The organism is Streptomyces sp. NRRL S-646 (genome assembly GCF_000720765.1).
Classification (GTDB): domain Bacteria; phylum Actinomycetota; class Actinomycetes; order Streptomycetales; family Streptomycetaceae; genus Streptomyces.
Genome location: NZ_JODC01000003.1, coordinates 308896 through 325442 on the forward strand (window position 1 = coordinate 308896; position 16547 = coordinate 325442).

Annotated in this window: 18 protein-coding genes and 1 pseudogene; 12 read left to right on the plus strand and 7 right to left on the minus strand. The window is 67.9% G+C overall.

Going from position 1 to position 16547, the window contains the following annotated elements:
- Positions 1-338 precede the first annotated feature (338 nt).
- The 7 genes from IH68_RS0105815 (at position 339) to IH68_RS0105845 (ending at position 7427) form a co-directional block, all read left to right on the plus strand.
- Complete coding sequence (locus IH68_RS0105815; protein ID WP_030929354.1) at positions 339-878, plus strand: hypothetical protein; 540 nt, start codon at positions 339-341, stop codon at positions 876-878.
- 344 nt (positions 879-1222) lie between these two features.
- Positions 1223-3094, plus strand: a complete 1872-nt coding sequence (locus IH68_RS0105820; RefSeq protein WP_030929357.1) for an ABC transporter substrate-binding protein — start codon at positions 1223-1225, stop codon at positions 3092-3094.
- Between the two features lie 3 nt (positions 3095-3097).
- Complete coding sequence (locus tag IH68_RS0105825) at positions 3098-4174, plus strand: ABC transporter permease (protein WP_030929360.1); 1077 nt, start codon at positions 3098-3100, stop codon at positions 4172-4174.
- A complete protein-coding gene (locus tag IH68_RS0105830; protein ID WP_030929362.1) occupies positions 4171-5082 on the plus strand; it encodes an ABC transporter permease in 912 nt (303 codons plus the stop codon). The genes IH68_RS0105825 and IH68_RS0105830 overlap by 4 nt, the downstream gene beginning before the upstream one ends.
- Positions 5079-5270 (plus strand): hypothetical protein, encoded by a 192-nt coding sequence (locus IH68_RS59690; RefSeq protein ID WP_030929365.1) that lies wholly within the window; start codon positions 5079-5081, stop codon positions 5268-5270. The genes IH68_RS0105830 and IH68_RS59690 overlap by 4 nt, the downstream gene beginning before the upstream one ends.
- The gene (locus IH68_RS0105840; protein ID WP_030929369.1) at positions 5267-6268 is read left to right on the plus strand and encodes an ABC transporter ATP-binding protein; all 1002 of its coding nucleotides are present in this window, start codon (positions 5267-5269) and stop codon (positions 6266-6268) included. Before IH68_RS59690 ends, IH68_RS0105840 begins: the two co-directional genes overlap by 4 nt.
- A 160-nt stretch (positions 6269-6428) precedes the next feature.
- Entirely contained in the window at positions 6429-7427 is a 999-nt protein-coding gene (locus tag IH68_RS0105845) for an oligopeptide/dipeptide ABC transporter ATP-binding protein (protein ID WP_030929373.1), read from the plus strand.
- A 137-nt stretch (positions 7428-7564) separates the two neighbouring features.
- On the opposite strand, the gene IH68_RS57840 is transcribed toward IH68_RS0105845, so the two are convergent.
- The 3 genes and pseudogenes from IH68_RS57840 to IH68_RS0105855 form a co-directional block, all read right to left on the minus strand.
- A complete protein-coding gene (locus IH68_RS57840) occupies positions 7565-7933 on the minus strand; it encodes a BTAD domain-containing putative transcriptional regulator (protein ID WP_030929376.1) in 369 nt (122 codons plus the stop codon).
- Positions 7916-8067 (minus strand): annotated as a pseudogene (locus tag IH68_RS57845) (AAA family ATPase); the annotation flags it as partial. The gene IH68_RS57840 and the pseudogene IH68_RS57845, both read right to left, overlap by 18 nt.
- A complete protein-coding gene (locus tag IH68_RS0105855; RefSeq protein ID WP_030929379.1) occupies positions 8064-8306 on the minus strand; it encodes an AfsR/SARP family transcriptional regulator in 243 nt (80 codons plus the stop codon). The pseudogene IH68_RS57845 and the gene IH68_RS0105855, both read right to left, overlap by 4 nt.
- 116 nt (positions 8307-8422) lie before the next feature.
- Here IH68_RS0105855 and IH68_RS0105860 point away from each other — a divergent pair, with 116 nt between their 5' ends.
- The 5 genes from IH68_RS0105860 (at position 8423) to IH68_RS0105880 (ending at position 12349) form a co-directional block, all read left to right on the plus strand.
- On the plus strand, positions 8423-9097 hold the full coding sequence (locus IH68_RS0105860) for a LuxR C-terminal-related transcriptional regulator (RefSeq protein WP_030929382.1): 675 nt from the start codon (positions 8423-8425) through the stop codon (positions 9095-9097).
- Between the two features lie 248 nt (positions 9098-9345).
- Positions 9346-9843 carry a hypothetical protein gene (locus IH68_RS0105865; protein ID WP_234341235.1) on the plus strand — a complete coding sequence of 166 codons (498 nt, stop codon included), beginning with the start codon at positions 9346-9348 and terminating at the stop codon, positions 9841-9843.
- Positions 9844-10210: 367 nt separating this feature from the next.
- On the plus strand, positions 10211-10729 hold the full coding sequence (locus IH68_RS0105870; protein WP_037884579.1) for a SigE family RNA polymerase sigma factor: 519 nt from the start codon (positions 10211-10213) through the stop codon (positions 10727-10729).
- The gene (locus IH68_RS0105875) at positions 10722-11381 is read left to right on the plus strand and encodes a hypothetical protein (protein WP_030929391.1); all 660 of its coding nucleotides are present in this window, start codon (positions 10722-10724) and stop codon (positions 11379-11381) included. The genes IH68_RS0105870 and IH68_RS0105875 overlap by 8 nt, the downstream gene beginning before the upstream one ends.
- Before the next feature lie 428 nt (positions 11382-11809).
- On the plus strand, positions 11810-12349 hold the full coding sequence (locus IH68_RS0105880) for a hypothetical protein (RefSeq protein ID WP_030929394.1): 540 nt from the start codon (positions 11810-11812) through the stop codon (positions 12347-12349).
- 109 nt (positions 12350-12458) lie between these two features.
- Here IH68_RS0105880 and IH68_RS0105885 read toward each other — a convergent pair whose 3' ends face one another.
- Genes IH68_RS0105885 through IH68_RS0105900 form a run of 4 tightly spaced genes read right to left on the minus strand, consistent with a single transcriptional unit; the run spans position 12459 to position 16530 of the window.
- Positions 12459-13607 carry an ABC transporter ATP-binding protein gene (locus tag IH68_RS0105885; protein ID WP_030929397.1) on the minus strand — a complete coding sequence of 383 codons (1149 nt, stop codon included), beginning with the start codon at positions 13605-13607 and terminating at the stop codon, positions 12459-12461.
- Positions 13600-14661 (minus strand): ABC transporter ATP-binding protein, encoded by a 1062-nt coding sequence (locus tag IH68_RS0105890; RefSeq protein ID WP_030929400.1) that lies wholly within the window; start codon positions 14659-14661, stop codon positions 13600-13602. Before IH68_RS0105890 ends, IH68_RS0105885 begins: the two co-directional genes overlap by 8 nt.
- Positions 14662-14672: 11 nt before the next feature.
- A complete protein-coding gene (locus IH68_RS0105895) occupies positions 14673-15611 on the minus strand; it encodes an ABC transporter permease (protein WP_030929404.1) in 939 nt (312 codons plus the stop codon).
- Positions 15604-16530 (minus strand): ABC transporter permease, encoded by a 927-nt coding sequence (locus tag IH68_RS0105900; protein WP_030929407.1) that lies wholly within the window; start codon positions 16528-16530, stop codon positions 15604-15606. Before IH68_RS0105900 ends, IH68_RS0105895 begins: the two co-directional genes overlap by 8 nt.
- Between the last annotated feature and the right edge of the window lie 17 nt (positions 16531-16547).

Consider the following 16547-nt stretch of genomic DNA (forward strand, 5'->3'; position numbering starts at 1 on the left):
CCCCGGAAAGTGACGAACGGCCACCCCCTTTTCTCCCTTGTGACCGCTTTGCCGTCAGGGCGCCGAGCGTGAATTCAAGGAAGATCACATTGCGGTGCGGAATGGCGGTTGCCAACTCGACGGAACACGGCCAATCTTCAGTCGCTGCGTCTTGATCGACCGCTCGACAGCCGTCGACAGAAGGCCAGTTGACCAGCAGAACGGGGGTTCTGATGAGTGCTGATTTTCATCACGGTCGCAGGTGTCGCCATGCATTGGCGCGCCTTGGCGCGAATACCTCCACGAACCAGCACCGATTCGTCCGTCGGGAATTGCCCGACCGAAGGGAATTCACTTCCGTGAGGAAAATCGTAAGCTCTGTCATCGCGTCTGCCGTCGTCGCCGGCGGCATGGTGGGAGTCGCCGCCGCGCCGGCTTCCGCCGCTTGCGCACCCAGCCCGGGGACCGGCTACGAGATCTACGACAAGCACACGGTGTACCCGGGGACCAACCTCGCCAGCACGTGGGTCTTCGACAACACCGACCCCACCGTCAGCTACAACCAGAGCAAGACGGGAACCTGGACCGCCAGCGGCACCGCGGGCGTCGAGGCCGAGGCCGGGGTGATCTTCGCAAAGGCCAGCACGTCTTTCAGCGTGACCGTGGGCAAGTCGTGGTCGCACTCCGACAGCTGGAACTACTCGCTGCACGCCAAGGACAAGGCGGGCAAGACCCAGGTCCGCATGCGGCTGTTCCACGAGGCCAAGAAGTTCAAGGTCCGCAAGTACACGTACTACTACGACGGCCACTGCAAGTTCCACAGCACGACCAAGTGGCGCAAGCAGTTCACGGCGCCGGTGAAGAGGAACAACAACGTCTGGGGACTCGAGTACAAGTAGGCACAAGAAGCCCCGCAGCACGGCCCGCCGGTTTCCCGGCGGGCCGTTTTGCTGTCGGCGCGCCCCGCGGCGAGACAGTCACGACATCATCACGGTGGCTGATTCCCTCCGTCGACGGCGTCAGCGCTCTACCAGGCCCCCTTCACAGGTCTTGACCAATAGCGGCCCGAGCGAACATCAACTCGCCGTTTTCGCAGGCCACCATGGTTTCACGCGCCGTTGACGTGCGCAGACTGCCGCTGGTAGACACACTCTTCACCCAGCTGGCCCGTCACCAGGCAGAACCCGCTCCTGAAGTCCGAACAAGCCGTCCCTGTGCGAGCGATGACGCGAGGTCACCATCCATGAGCACACAAGACCAGCACGGCACAAGGCGTTCACATCCGAGAAGGCCGCGATCGCGTACGGCCCGGCTGGTGGCGGCCGCCGGCGCCGCCGCTCTGATCTTCTCGGCGGGCCTCGCGACTCCGCTCAACCCGGCGCCCGAGCGGGCGGAGGCCGCCCAGGGCAAGAAAACCCTCACCGTGGCGGTGGCACAGAGCGTCGACTCGCTGAGCCCCTTCCTGGCGGTGCGTCTGCTCAGCACGAGCATCCTTCGGCTGACGTACGAGTACCTGACCGACTACGACCCCGGGGACGCGCACCCGGTCCCGGGCCTGGCCACCAGCTGGCAGCCGTCCGCCGACAAGCTCACCTGGACGTACACGATCCGTCCCGACGCGAAGTGGTCGGACGGGCAGAAGGTGACCGCCGAGGACGCCGCCTGGACGTTCAACAAGCTGATGACCGACGAGGCGGCCGCCGCCGCGAACGGCAGCTTCGTCACCAACTTCCGCAAGGTGACGGCGCCCAGCCCCACCAAGCTGGTCGTCGAACTGAAGAAGCCCCAGGCCACCATGACGGCTCTCGACGTGCCGATCGTGCCCGAGCACATCTGGAAGGACGTCAAGGACTTCTCGAAGTTCAACAACGACAAGTCCTTCCCCGTCGTCGGTGACGGACCGTTCGTCCTCAGCGACTACAAGGCGGACAGCTACGTCCGGCTCAAGGCCAACAAGAGCTTCTGGCGCGGGGCGCCCAAGTTCGACGAGCTGGTCTTCAAGTACTACAAGGACCAGGACGCGGCCGTGGCCGCCCTCCGCAAGGGCGAGGTCTCCTTCGTCGCGGGGGCGCCGGCCCTGACACCGGCTCAGGCGGCCTCCCTCAAGGGCCAGAAGGACATCAAGGTCAACGACGCCCCCGGCCGCCGTTTCTACGCCCTCGCCACCAACCCGGGCGCACAGGCCAAGAACGGCAAGAAGTTCGGCGACGGCGACCCGTCACTCCTCGACCAGCGGGTGCGGCACGCCCTGTTCATGGCGGTCGACCGCAAGGCCATCATCGACAAGGTGTTCCAGGGGCACGCCGTCGAGGGCCAGGGCTACATCCCGCCGCGCTTCTCTACGTACTTCTGGAAACCGTCGGCGAGCCAGCAACTCTCGTACGACCCCACAAAGGCCGCCCAGCTCCTCGACCGGGCCGGCTACAAGAAGAACGCCGACGGCAAACGGGTCGGCAAGGACGGCAAACCGCTGAACTACCGGGTCCTGTGCCACGCCACCGACCCCAACGACAAGGCGGTGGGCCAGTACCTCAAGGAGTGGTGGGCGAAGCTCGGCGTCGGCATGACGCTCGACTGCCTGGACAACGTCACCGACCCCTGGCTCGCGGGCAAGTACGACCTCGCCTTCGACGGCTGGTCCGTCAACCCCGACCCGGACTTCGTGCTGTCCATCCACACCTGCGCCGCCCTGCCCGCCACCCCCAAGGACACCGGCCAGACCGACAACTTCATCTGCGACAAGACCTACGACGGCCTGTACGCCAGGCAGCTCGCCGAGTACGACTCGGCCAAACGGGCCGACATCGTCAAGCAGATGGAGTCGCGGCTGTACGACCTGGGGTACATGAACGTCATGGCGTATCCGAACGCCGTCGAGGCCTACCGCACCGACCAGATCAAGTCGATCGAGACGATGCCCAAGGCCGCCGGCAACATCTACGGCCAGGACGGCTACTGGAGCTGGTGGTCGGCGGTCCCGGCCGACTCCGGCAGTTCCTCCGGGGGCAGCTCGACCGGGGTCGTCGTGGGGGTCGTCGCGGGTGTCGTGGTCCTCGCCGGTGCCGGAGTGCTCTTCGCGCGGCGCCGCCGCGCCACCGCCGACGACCGCGAGTAGCCCATGCAGCCAACGGCACCTGACGCAGCGTCCGCCGCGGTCGACAAGGCCGCCGTACCGGTCCCGGCCGGTCCGGCGGTCCGCGGACCACGGGCCCGCACCACCACCGCCTATCTGCGGTACGGGGCGGGCAAGGCGGGCGGCGCCGCCGTGTCGCTGCTCGCCGTGCTGGTCACCGGGTTCTTCCTGTTCCGGCTGATCCCCGGTGACCCGGTCAAGACGATGACCGGCGGCCGCCCCATCTCGGCGCAGCAACTGGCTGCCTACCGCAGGGAGTTCGGGCTCGACCTGCCCGTGTGGCGGCAGTTCACGGACTACTGCGGCAAGGCGCTCACCGGTGACCTGGGCACGTCGTACCAGTTCCGCACCCCGGTCGTCGACAAGATCGGCGAGGCGCTGCCGAACACGCTGCTGCTGACCGGCACGGCCTTCGTGCTCTACACCGCGCTCGGCATGTTCCTCGGCACCCGCTCGGCCTGGCGGCACGGCAAGCTCGGCGACAAGCTCAACACCGGTCTGGCGCTGACCCTGTACTCCGTCCCGTCCTTCTGGCTGGGCCTGCTGATCATCATCGTGTTCGGCGTGGGCCTCGGCCCGGTCCCCGGGCTTTTCCCGACCGGCGGCATGGAGTCGGGCGGCAAGGAGGGTTTCTCCTACGTCCTCGACGTCGCCCATCACCTCGTGCTGCCGGTGCTCACCCTGGTCGCCGTCGAGTACGGCCAGACGCTGCTGGTCACGCGCTCGGCGCTGCTCGACGAGATGGGCAGCGACTATCTGACGACCGCCCGCGCCAAGGGCCTCAGGGACGACCTCGTGCGGCGCCGGCATGCCGTGCCGAACGCGCTGCTGCCCACGGTCACCCTGGTCTTCGTCAACCTCGGGCGGACGGTCGCGGGCGTCATCCTGGTCGAGACGGTCTTCTCCTGGCCGGGCCTCGGCGGGCTGTTCTACCAGGCGCTGAGCGTCCCCGACCTGCCCCTCGTCCAGGGCCTGTTCCTCTTCTTCGCCTCGGCGGTGATCGTCATGAACACTCTGGCCGACCTGCTCTATCCGCTGCTCGACCCGCGGGTGGGCCGATGACGACCGAACCGGTGCAGGAGACCCCTCGCCGGCTGGCCTGGCAGCGCCGCCGCCGCTCCGCCGTGCGGTTCTGGCAGCAGTACCGCACGCACCGCGCAGGCCTGGTCGGTCTGGCCGCGCTCACCCTGTTCGCGCTGGTCGCGCTGACGGCGCCGCTGACGGTCGGCTCCGACGTGGCCGGAGTCACCGACGCGCCGGGCAGTCCTCTCCAGCCGCCGAGCGGTGAATTCCCGCTGGGCACCGACCGGTTCGGGCGCGATCTGCTGGGCCTGGTGGTGTGGGGCTCCCGGGTCTCGCTGCTGGTCGGGCTGCTCGCGGCGGTGCTGTCGGTGGTGATCGGCACGGTCGTCGGGATCACCGCGGGGCACTTCCGGGGGCCGTACGCGACCGTACTGATGCGCGTCACCGACTGGTTCCTGGTGATGCCGGCGCTGGTGCTCGCCATCGCGCTGGCCACCGTGATGTCCCGCTCCCTGGGCACGGTGATCCTCGCGATCGGCGTCACCTCCTGGCCGACGACGGCCCGGCTGGTCCGCGCGCAGACGCTGGCGGTGGAGTCCCGGCCGTACATCGAACGGGCCAAGGCGCTCGGTGGCGGCCACTGGCACGTCATGACCCGGCACGTCCTGCCCAACGTAATGCCGCTGGTCCTGGCCCAGACGACCCTGATGATCTCCTCCTCCGTGCTCGCCGAGGCGACGCTGGCCTTCCTGGGCCTCGGCGATCCCACGGTCATCTCGTGGGGCGGCCTGCTGCAGGACGCACGCGAGGCCGGTGCCGTCAGCTCCGGCGACTGGTGGTACCTGGTGCCGCCGGGCATCGCGATCGCGGTGGTCGCACTGACGTTCACACTGTGCGGGCGTGCGGTGGAGTCCGTCCTCAACCCCAGACTGGGGGTGGCCCGTTGACGCTGCTGGAGGTGCGGGACCTCGAAGTGACCTATGCCGGCGGGGCCGCCGCCGTACGGGGCGTGGACCTGTCGCCGGCGGCCGGAGAAGAGCTCGGCATCGCGATCGCGGCCCTCGCGCTGACCTTCACGCTGCGCGGGCGCGCCTTGGAGTCCGTCCTCAACCCCAGACTGGGGGTGGCCCGTTGACGCTGCTGGAGGTGCGGGACCTCGAAGTGACCTATGCCGGCGGCGCGGCCGCGGTACGGGGCGTGAGCCTGTCACTGGCGGCGGGACAGAAGCTCGGCATCGCGGGCGAGTCGGGCTGCGGCAAGTCCACGCTGGCGCTCGCGCTGCTGAGACTGCTGCCGGCAAGTGCCCGCGTATCCGGACAGATCCTGCTGAACGGCGAGGACGTCCTGACCATGCGCTGGGGGCAGGTGCGAGCCGTGCGCTGGGCCGGCGCCTCGATCGTCTTCCAGGGGGCGATGCACTCCCTCAACCCCGTCCACCGCATCGGCGACCAGATCGCCGAGCCGATCCTGCTGCACCGCGGGGCGACGGCGGCCGCGGCGCGGAAGAGGACCGGTGAGCTGCTGGAGCAGGTGGGCCTGCCCGCGGCACGCGCGTCGGCGTACCCGCACGAGCTGTCCGGCGGCCAGCGCCAGCGCGTCATGATCGCCATGGCGCTCGCCTGCGACCCCCAACTGATCATCGCCGACGAGCCGACCACGGCCCTGGACGTGATGATCCAGGCGCAGATCCTGCGGCTGATCGAACAGCTCGTCGCCGAGCAGGACGTCGGCCTGATCATGATCAGCCACGATCTGGCGGTGCTGGCCGACACCTGCGACCGGCTCGCGGTGATGTACGCGGGCCGCGTCGTCGAGGAGGGCCCCGCCCGCAAGGTCTACGAGGACGCCCGGCACCCGTATGCGGCGGCCCTGTCGGCGGCCTTCCCGCGCATCGGCGACCGGGCCTCCCGGTTCGCCCCGAGCGGCCTGGCCGGCGATCCGCCCGACCCCTCCTCCCTGCCCTCCGGCTGCACCTTCCACCCGCGCTGCCCGGTCGCCCTGGAGGAGTGCTCCGTCGAGGACCAGCGGCTGCGGGACGCGGGGCAGGGGCGGTGGGCGGCCTGTGTGCACGTGGGGGCTGCGGTACCTCCGCCGGCCGGTCCGACGGAGGATGCGAGGAGCAGCAGCACATGACGACGACTCCTTCCTCGCCTCCCCTGCTCAGCGCTCAGGGCCTGCAGGTGACCTTTCCGGGACCGCGAGACGTGGGACCCGGACGGCAGACGGCCTGCGTGCACGTGGGGACTGCGGCCTCGCCGTCGGCCGGCCCGATGGAAGACGCGAGGAGCACCACATGACGACGACCGCACCACCACCGCCCTTGCTCAGCGCCCAGGGCCTGCACGTGACCTTTCCCGGGCGGCACGGTGCCCCTGCGGCGCGGGCCGTGGACGGCGTCGAACTCGACATCCGGGCCGGGGAGATCGTGGCACTGGTCGGCGAGTCGGGCTGCGGCAAGACGACGCTGGCGCGTTCGCTGCTCGGCCTGGTGACGCCGGCCGCGGGCCGGATCACGTTCGACGGGAAGCCCGTGGAGTACTCATCGCGGGCCCTGAAGGCGTACCGCAGGCGCGTCCAGCTGGTGCTGCAGGATCCGACCGGCTCGCTCAACCCCCGTCACACGGTGTACGACGCGGTCGCCGAGGGCCTGCGGATCCACGGCCGTACGGGGAACGAGCGGGCGGCGGTCGCCGAGGCCCTCGCCCACGCGGGATTGCGCCCGCCGGAGCGCTTCTTCCTGCGCTACCCGCACGAGCTGTCCGGCGGCCAGCGCCAACGCGTGGTCATCGCAGGCGCACTCGTCCTCGAACCCGAACTGATCATCGCCGACGAACCGGTGGCCTCGCTCGACGCCTCCGTACGCGGCGAGATCCTCGCCCTCCTCCTCCGCCTGCGCACCGAACTGGGCCTGTCCGCACTGGTGGTCACCCACGACCTGGGCCTGGCCTGGAACATCGCCGACCGGGTGGCGGTCATGTACCTGGGCCGGATCGTGGAGACGGGCGAGGTGGAGCAGGTCCTGACGGCACCCCGACACCCGTACACCCAGGCGCTGCTGTCGGTCCTCCCGGAGGCCCAGGGCGACCCGGTGGTCCTGACCGGCGAGCCACCGGATCCGTCGCGCATTCCCGCCGGGTGCCGGTTCCATGCCCGGTGCCAGGTGCTGGCGAGCGGGGAGGCAGAGCGCGCGGGCGTCGCGGACCGCTGCCGCACCGAGGACCTGGAGGTGCTGGACGGGGGTGGCGGGGGGCAGGTGGCCTGTCACTGGGCGCGGGCTCGGACTGTCGTCTGACGACGGTCGGCTCGCCTTGAGGGGAGCGTGAAATGGCCCGCGGCGCGGGTCTGCTCGTCGTGGCCAGGTGTGGGCACATGTCGAGCACGCGGCCCGGCCGACGCCCGAGCGGCCGGACGGGGCTGTCATCGCGACGACTACACCGGAGACGTGGAAGGGGCGCCCCTCGGGGGACTGACACGGCTGCTGGGGTGGTCGAGCCGCAGCTCCACATCGGCCCCCTCCTCGAAGGCCGGCATACGGGCATCGTTCCGCCGGGGCGCCTCGACGTGCACGAGGTGCCCCGCACGGCTGTCGGCGAGCGCATCATCCCGCCACACTGCCGGCGCTGCCGTCAGCCGTGCCGAGGCCGCAGCGTACTCACTGCGTTCCCGCGCCTCGGCCGCGCTACGGGTGAGCCTCTCGAACTCCCGCAGGTCGAGCGAGCCGTCGTCCGGGTACGGCAGCTGTCCGCCGGGCCGGGTGGCGAGCACCTCGCGCCCCGGTTCGGCGGCGAGGGCGCGCACGGGCAACGTTTTGGCGACCTCGGGGACTCCTTCTAGTTGTACGTGTCCGCGGCAGAGGAGGGCGACGACGAGACCGGTCACGATGGGTCCTGGCCGACCACGGCTTTGGCGATCTCGGCGCACAGGGCTTTCAGGCGTCGTACAGGACAGCCCGCACCCGCTTGATGTAGTTGTGCAAAGTCGTGCGGGCCGTCGGAGGCGGCGTGTTCAGCCACAACCCGTCGATCAGCTCCTCGGCAGGTACGGCCCGCTCGGCCTTGAGCAGGAGCAGCGCGAGGAGGTCCCGCTCTCTGGGCGCAGTGATCGACAGCGATTCTCCTGCTTGGAGCACATCCGGCGGTCCCAGAATCCGGCAGTCGAACACCCTGCCCATCCCTCCGCCTGCGGTGATCAATCGTATGGACGGGGCTGACGGAAAGTGGCGCCAGTCGTTCGCCGGCGCCTCCTTCACAAGTTGACCAATGCAACGGCTATGTTTGAGGTGTATTCATGAACAACCGTGCGTTCGACCGAGTTGGGCTGCGTATCGCCCTCGTAGGGCCGCCCCCCTTGCTGCGGGAAAACGTCCGCTCGGCACTCGGCGTCTACGGCATCAACGTCGTCGCGGAGGCCGAAGAGACCGATCGCGTGCTGCCGCTCGTGAGGTCCTCGTGTGCTGATGTCGTGCTCGTGGATCTCGACGGTCCGGGCACCGCAGTGCTGGAGATATGCAGACCCTTGGTGCGGGACGTCGGAGTGCGGGGAATTCTGGGCATGACGCGGCGCTCTGACGACGGAACGCTCCTGCGCTCCGCGCTCGTGGCCGGCGTCCGGGGGTACGTGGCCACGTCCGCGGAGACCGAGGAAATTGTCGGTGCGGTGCGTGCAGTGGCAGGCGGCTCCGTGGTCGTGGGCACCACGGCGGCGCGCCTCATGGCCGAGTTGCTCAGGGCTCCGGCCTCACATCTCGAACAGGGCATGCCGTCCGTGCTGACCCGGCGGGAGTCGGAGATCCTCGAACTTGTCGCACGGGGCCACGACAACCGGCATATCGCAAGGCTGCTCACGCTGGCCGACAAGACTGTGCGCAACCACGTCTCGGCCATCTTCAGCAAGATCGGCGCGGACAACCGGGCGCAGGCTGTGGTGCGCGCCCGAGAAGCGGGATTCGGCCTGGTGGGTTGACGACTGCTGGGCCATGACGGGGAGTCGTACTCCCTGACCAGGACAAATTCGGGACGCGCACACTATGCATCCGGGACAGGGGCTGGGAGAGGATCTCTCTGCCAGCCCAGGGAGGCGCTCGATTCCGGGCACGGCGCAGGCAGGATTCCATGTCATGTGCGCGACATTTCGACTTTGACCTGTCGACCACAGGTCCGCACATGTATTCAGCTCCACCCAAACGGAGGGAACAGCTCAAAATGCAGAAAATGCGCGCAGCGGGGGCAGCACTCATCACCGTTCTGGCCCTTTCGGGCGGCGCCCTGACCACGGCAGCACCCGCATCTGCCAGCGAGCAGTGCGACCCCCACGTCACGCGCAGCTACAGCCAGACGAGCTCCAGTTGGTGGCTCATCGCGGCTGGCGGGACGGTGGAGAACCCCAAGGCCAAGGAAGTACGGGAAGAGGTAACTTTCGACACAAGCGGTACCCGCTCGACCTCGGTGGCGGCCGAGGTCGGCGCGAAGGTGGACACGGTGGTCGCCGAGATCAACGCGAAGACCTCGTTCAGCGTCACCAAGACCATCACTTTCACCAAGGGACGGAAGACCACCATCGTGGTGGGTCCCCACTCCACCGTGCACTACAAGATCGGCGTCAAGCAGCGCAAGTTCCTGGTGACGAGCAAGCGCACCTACTCCAACTGCAAGGTCACGACGTCGTACGGCACCGTCACCGCGGCTGACCCCACGACGGAAACCAGCTGACCACCCGCTGTTTGGGCCGGCACGCGCCACTACCGTGCCGGGCCGCCACATGACGGACTACGTAGGTCGGGGCTTCCTGAACCAAGGGGCGAAGCCGTCGGGGAGCGCCGCGTCGGACGGCTGAACGGTGCGACAGCTCAGGGATCACTCAAATCTCTTGCCCGTGCAAGTGAGCGGGCCGAGTACGGGAGTCACTGCATCGCGTCGAGCTACGGGTGCCCGCTTTGGGAGGGCGGCCGCGGTGCGGGGAGTCGAAGGCGGACTCAGATGTGTTCGGATTCCGCGTAACATCCCACCGGCCCCGAGCGTGTCCAAGACAGAAGCAAGCAGGCAGCACGGGGACGTGCTCAACAGACGGGGGACGGGGATGCCGGCGCAGCCGGAGGAATTCGACGCCTTCTACTCCGCCACCGCCAAATGCATGGTTGCCGTGGTCTATGCGATGACCGGTGATCTGGGGGAGGCCGAGGACGCGGTGCAGGAGGCATACGTACGCGCATGGCAGCGCTGGGCAAGACTCACGCGTGAGGGTGATCCACTGCCGTGGGTGCGCACGGTGGCGATGCGGCTGGCGATCAGCACCTGGCGGCGGACCAAAGGGCGGCTACGAGCGCAGTTCCGGCACGGCCCGCAGACGGATGTGCCCGAACTCTCGGGCGACCGCGTGGCGCTGGTCGCCGCTCTGCGCGAACTGACCCCCGATCAGCGGCAGGCGGTCGTCCTGCACCATCTCCTGGACCTGCCGGTGGAGCAGGTCGCGCGGGAGACCGGCGCCTCCAACGGTGCCGTACGCACCCGGCTCAGCCGGGCCCGCAAGATCCTCGGCGAGCGGCTCGCCGAGAGCGATTCCACTTTCATCACCGAGGGGGTGGCCAGTCATGGCTGAGGTCGAGGAACTGCTCGACGAGGTCTCGGTGCGCATGCCCTCCGCGGCTCAGCTGCGCGCTCAAGGTGACCGGAGGCTCGCCCGCCGGCGGTCCGCCGCCGTGGCCGCAGTCGTTGTCGCGGTGGCGGGAGCGGTGAGCTTGGCCGTCCTGCCGGGAAACGGCACGCACAAGACGCGTCCGGCGAAGCCGCCGACCGCCTCGCACTCGGCCGCGGTGGGAAACACGCCGTACGAGAAGAACGGGACGGTGAATCTGAAAGCACCCAAGTCGCTGCCTCTGTACGGGCAGTGGCACTGGCGGGCGAGCAAGTTCGAGAGCAAGGTGGGAGGGTGCTCGGCGGTGGACCTGGTTCTGTACCAGGCGAGCGGGTGGAGCTACGACATGTACTACCGGGGAGACCGGGGGGCCAAGGCAAATCACCGGTACACCGAATTCGACGGCCCCAGCGACCGCTCCACCACCCTCTCAGGCTTGCGCGAGGCGCTTTCCGGCTGCGGCCTGACGTCGCAGGGTGCCTCCACGGGCCCCGAGGGCCAAACCCTCGACACGTACACGGGCACCATCGACCATCGCCAGGCGCGGATCGTTGTCGAGTACGGCGACCGATGGCTCTCGGTGGTGAAGGAATCCGGCGGGACGCAGGGGAACTGACCCGGCCTGACCGGTTCCGGAGAAGGTGAGGGCCCGAGCTCATCGTCTTCCGGACGACGCATTGATCGATGCACTGGTCACCACCATGGCGACCGACCCTCATGACGGGGCTTCGCGCCATTCCTCCCGAGGCAAGGCACTCCGTTCGCAAGGGCAGTTGAGCCTCCACACGGGGGCGAGACCAATGGACGCGACCCGCATGGCTCACGGTGGTTCAGCCATTTCGGCACCCCGAGACTGGCCAGGTCTCGTCTGACCTGAAGCGTGAACTCTCCCTGAAGATTTCACCTTCTTCCATCAAGCTTTCGCCTTTTTCAGCGGAATCCGCTGGATGAAACGTCACCTGCCAAAGGCGACTTGATGCCCGAAAGGCATTCAAGTGACAGGTGCACATCAACCACAATCACCTAGTGAAGGAAACAGTTCACATGAATCGCACAATCGCCTCCGGCCTCACATCCGCCCTTCTGGTCGGCGGGCTGGCAGTCGGGACCTCGTCCGCGTCCGCCGCTCCCATGGGGTGCACGGACGCAGGCCACAAGGGTTACACGATCAGCGACAAGTCCACGGTGTACCCGGGGACCAACCTCTTCAGCGACTGGGTCCCCGACACCAACTCCAGCGTCAGCTACGAGCACAGCGCAACGGGAACCTTGACTGCCAGCGGCACCGCCGGCGTCGAGGCCGAGGCCGGGGCGATCTTCGCAAAGGCCAGCACGTCGTTCAGCGTCACCGTGGGCAAGAGCTGGTCGCACTCCCAGAGCTGGACGTACACGCTGCACCCCACGGACAAGGCGGGCAAGAAGTGGGTCCGCATGCGTCTGTTCCACGAGGCCAAGAAGTTCAAGGCCCAGAAGTGGATCGTCGTCAACCAGGGCGGGGCCTGCAAGACCCAGACGGTGTGGACCAAGTGGTTCACGGCGCCGGTGACGAAGAACAGCAACTACTGGAACCTCGAATACAAGTAGGCCCCTGCACATAGGCCCTACCCGTGAGGGCCTACCCGTGAGGGCCTACGAAAAGGCCGCTTCCCGCGCCCAGTAAAGGCGCGAGAAGCGGCCGAGTCGTGAAAAGGCGTCAGGCCGCGCCCACCACGTCCTTCTCCTCCGCGAAGTGACACGCAGACTCGTGCGCCGCCGGGGAGTCCAAGCCCTTGAAGCGCTCGGGAATCGCCAGCAGCGGGATCTCCTCGGCGCACTTGTCCTGGGCCTTCCAGCAGCGGGTGCGGAAGCGGCAGCCCGAGGGCGGGTTGGCCGGGGACGGCACGTCGCCGGTGAGGATGATCCGCTCGCGGTGCTCGCGGGCCTCCGGGTCCGGCACCGGGACCGCCGACAGCAGCGCCTGGGTGTAGGGGTGCGTCGGGTGCTCGTAGATCTGCTCGTCGGTGCCGATCTCGGCCATCTTGCCGAGGTACATCACGCCGACCCGGTCCGAGATGTGCCGGACGATGGACAGGTCGTGCGCGATGAAGAGGTAGGAGAGGTTGAACTCGTTCTGCAGACCCTCCATCAGGTTGATGACCTGTGCCTGGACGGACACGTCCAGTGCGGACACCGGCTCGTCGCAGATGATGACCTCGGGGTTCAGGGCCAGGCCGCGGGCGATGCCGATGCGCTGACGCTGACCGCCCGAGAACTGGTGCGGGTAGCGGTTGATGTACTCGGGGTTGAGGCCGACGACGTCCAGCAGCTCCTTCACCTTGCGGCGCCGGTCACCCTTCGGGGCCGCCTCCGGGTGGATGTCGAAGGGCTCGCCGATGATGTCGCCCACCGTCATCCGGGGGTTGAGCGAGGTGTACGGGTCCTGGAAGATCATCTGGATGTTCCGGCGGACGGCCTTGAGCGCCCGGCCGGACAGCTTGGTGATGTCCTGGCCCTTGTAGAAGATCTCGCCCGCCGTCGCCTGCTCCAGGTTCATCAGGAGCTTGGCCACCGTGGACTTGCCGCAGCCGGACTCGCCCACGATGCCCAGAGTCTCGCCCTGGTACAGGTCGAAGGAGATGCCGTCGACGGCCTTCACCGCGCCGACCTGCCGTTTGAAGACGATGCCCAGGGTCAGCGGGAAGTGCTTCACCAGGTTGCGCACCTGCAGAATCGGCTCGCCGCGCTCCACACGTGCATCGAGGGCGGCGACCGCCTCCTCCTCCGAGTGCACGTCGACGGCGTCCACCTCGGAGACGTTCGGCGTCGCGTCCGTCGGCTCGTCGGTCTTGGTCGACTCAGCCATGGATCGTCTCCTTCCAGAAGTGGCACGCACTGGCGCGGCCCGGCAGTTCCGTTCCGTCCTGCTCGGTCACCGGGACCAGCGGGGGCCGGTCGGTGCGGCAGATGTCCTGCGCCTTCTCGCAGCGCGGGTTGAAGGCACAACCGCTCGGCACCTTCAGCAGGTTGGGCGGCAGCCCCTTGATCGCGTAGAGGTCCTGGCCCTTCTGGTCCAGCCGCGGGATCGAGTCGAGCAGGCCGCGGGTGTAGGGGTGGGCGGGGCGCTTGTACAGCTCGTGCACCGGCGCCGTCTCCACGATCCGGCCCGCGTACATCACGGCGATCTTGTCGGCGACGTCCGCCACGACACCGAGGTCGTGGGTGATGAGGATCAGGCCCATCTGGTACTCGCGCTGCAACTCCGCGAGCAGGTCCATCACCTGGGCCTGGACCGTCACGTCGAGAGCCGTCGTCGGCTCGTCGGCGATGATCAGGTCCGGCTCAAGGGCGAGCGCCATGGCGATCATGATGCGCTGGCGCATACCGCCGGAGAACTGGTGCGGGTAGTCGTTCACGCGGGCCGCGGCGGCCGGGATCTTCACCCGGTCCATCAGCTCAATGGCCTTGGCCTTGGCCTGCTTCTTGGAGAGTCCCTGGTGGACGCGGAACATCTCGCCCAGCTGGTATCCCACGCTGAGCACGGGGTTGAGCGAGGACAGTGCGTCCTGGAAGATCATTGCGATCCGGGCACCCCGCAGCTTGCGCCGCTCCTCAGCCGACATGGCGAGCATGTCCTGACCGTAGAAGCGGATCTCACCCTTGGGGATGCTGGCCGGCGGCATGTCGAGGATGCCCATGATCGCCTGCGCGGTCACGGACTTGCCGGAGCCGGACTCGCCGAGCACGGCGAGGGTCTCCCCGGAGTTCACGGAGTAGTTGACGCCGTTGACGGCGCGGACCACTCCCTCACGGGTCTGGAACTCGACGTGCAGATCGCGCACTTCGAGCAGTGGGCCGGTGCGCTCCGGGTCGCCCGGGCGCGGGGCCGGGACGGCGTCCGTCGGGTCGATGATGGTCACGTACGCCTCCCTCAGCGTGACTTGGGGTCGAAGGCGTCGCGGACCACGTCGCCGAGCATGATGAACGCCAGCACGGTGATGCTCAGGGCGCCGGCCGGGAACAGCAGCGCGTGCGGCGAGGTCAGGAACCGGTCCTGGGCGTCACTGATCATCACGCCCCAGGAGATGTTCGGATACTGGATGCCGATGCCCAGGTAGGACAGGGCGGCCTCGGCGGAGATGTAGACGCCGAGGTTCATCGTGGTGATGACGATGACGGGGGCGAGGGTGTTCGGCAGGATGTGCCGGAACGCGATCCGCCAGGAGTCGGCGCCGAGCGCCCGTGCAGCCATCACGTAGTCGTTGTACTTGTTGGAGATGACCTCGCCGCGCATGATCCGGAAGACCTGGGGCCAGCCGAGGATCGCCATGATGAACGACACCGACCAGACGTCACCGCCGCCCCAGATCGACATGATCAGCAGGCCGCCGACGATGAGCGGCAGCGCGGAGAAGACCTCGGTGACACGGGACAGCAGCGCGTCGATCCAGCCGCCGACCAGACCGGCCAGCATGCCCAGCAGTCCGCCGAGCAGGGTCGTGACGATGGTGGTCACCACACCCACGACGATCGAGTTACGGGTGCCGTACACGGTCCGTGTGTAGATGTCGCAGCCCTGGACGTCGTAGCCGAACAGGTGCCCGGACGACGGCCCGTTCATGGAGTTCTGCAGCTGGCAGAAACCGTCGGAGAACGGGGAGCGGCCCGTGAACACGCTGGGCGCGATCGCCAGCGCGAGCAGGCACACGATGATGAGGCCGGTGACGATGAACATGGGCCGCTTGCGCAGGTCCACCCAGCCGTCCTTGAGCAGGCTCGCCTGCCGGGCCGCTGCCTTCTCCTCGGCCTCGATCTCCTTGGAGAGGGCGGCCTCGTCGGTGGTGGGCCTCTCTATCGTCTTCTCACTCATAGCGAATCCTCGGGTCGAGCACGGCGTACATCAGGTCTACGAGGAGGTTGGCGACCAGGTAGATCAGTACGAGCAGGGTCACCAGACCGACCACGACGGGCCGTTCGCGCAGATAGACCGACTGGGCCAACTGACCGCCGATACCTGGCATGTTGAATACGCGCTCGGTGATGATGGCACCGCCCATGAGGGCCCCGAGGTCGAAGCCCAGGAAGGTGACCACCGGGATCAGGGAGTTGCGCAGCGCGTGCACACCGATGACCCGCCGGGTCGGCAGGCCCTTGGCTATCGCCGTACGCACGTAGTCGGCGCGGATCGACTCGCCCATGCTCGCCCGCACCAGACGCGCGATATAGGCCATGGAGGTCGTGGCGAGCACGATGGCGGGCAGGATGTAGCTCTGCGGCCAGCCCTTCTCGATGCCGGCGACCGGCGTGATCTTCATGTTCACGCCGAACTCCAGCTGGAGCACGCTGCCGAGCACGAACACCGGGATCGAGATCAGCACCAACGTCGAGATCAGCACGACGTTGTCGATGAACTTGCCCTTCTTCAGGGCGGAGAAGATACCCGCGACGATGCCGATCACGGCCTCGACGGCGAACGAGGTCAGACCGAGCTTCAGCGTGACGGGGAACCGTTCCGAGACGATGTCCGAGATGGCACGGCCGTTGTACGTCTCACCGAGGTCACCGGTGAAGACGCCGCTGATGTAGTGCCAGTACTGCTGGTAGAGCGGTTCGTTCAGGTGGTAGTGCGCGCGGATGATCGCCGCGATGTTGGGGTCGGCGCGCTTGTCGCCGGCCAGTGCCTGGATCGGGTCGCCGGGCAGAGCAAAGACCAGGCAGAAGATGATGAACGTGACGCCTATGACCACAGGGATCACCTGCAGGAGGCGGCGCACGACGTATCGGCCCATGGGTACTCCAGAGGGGG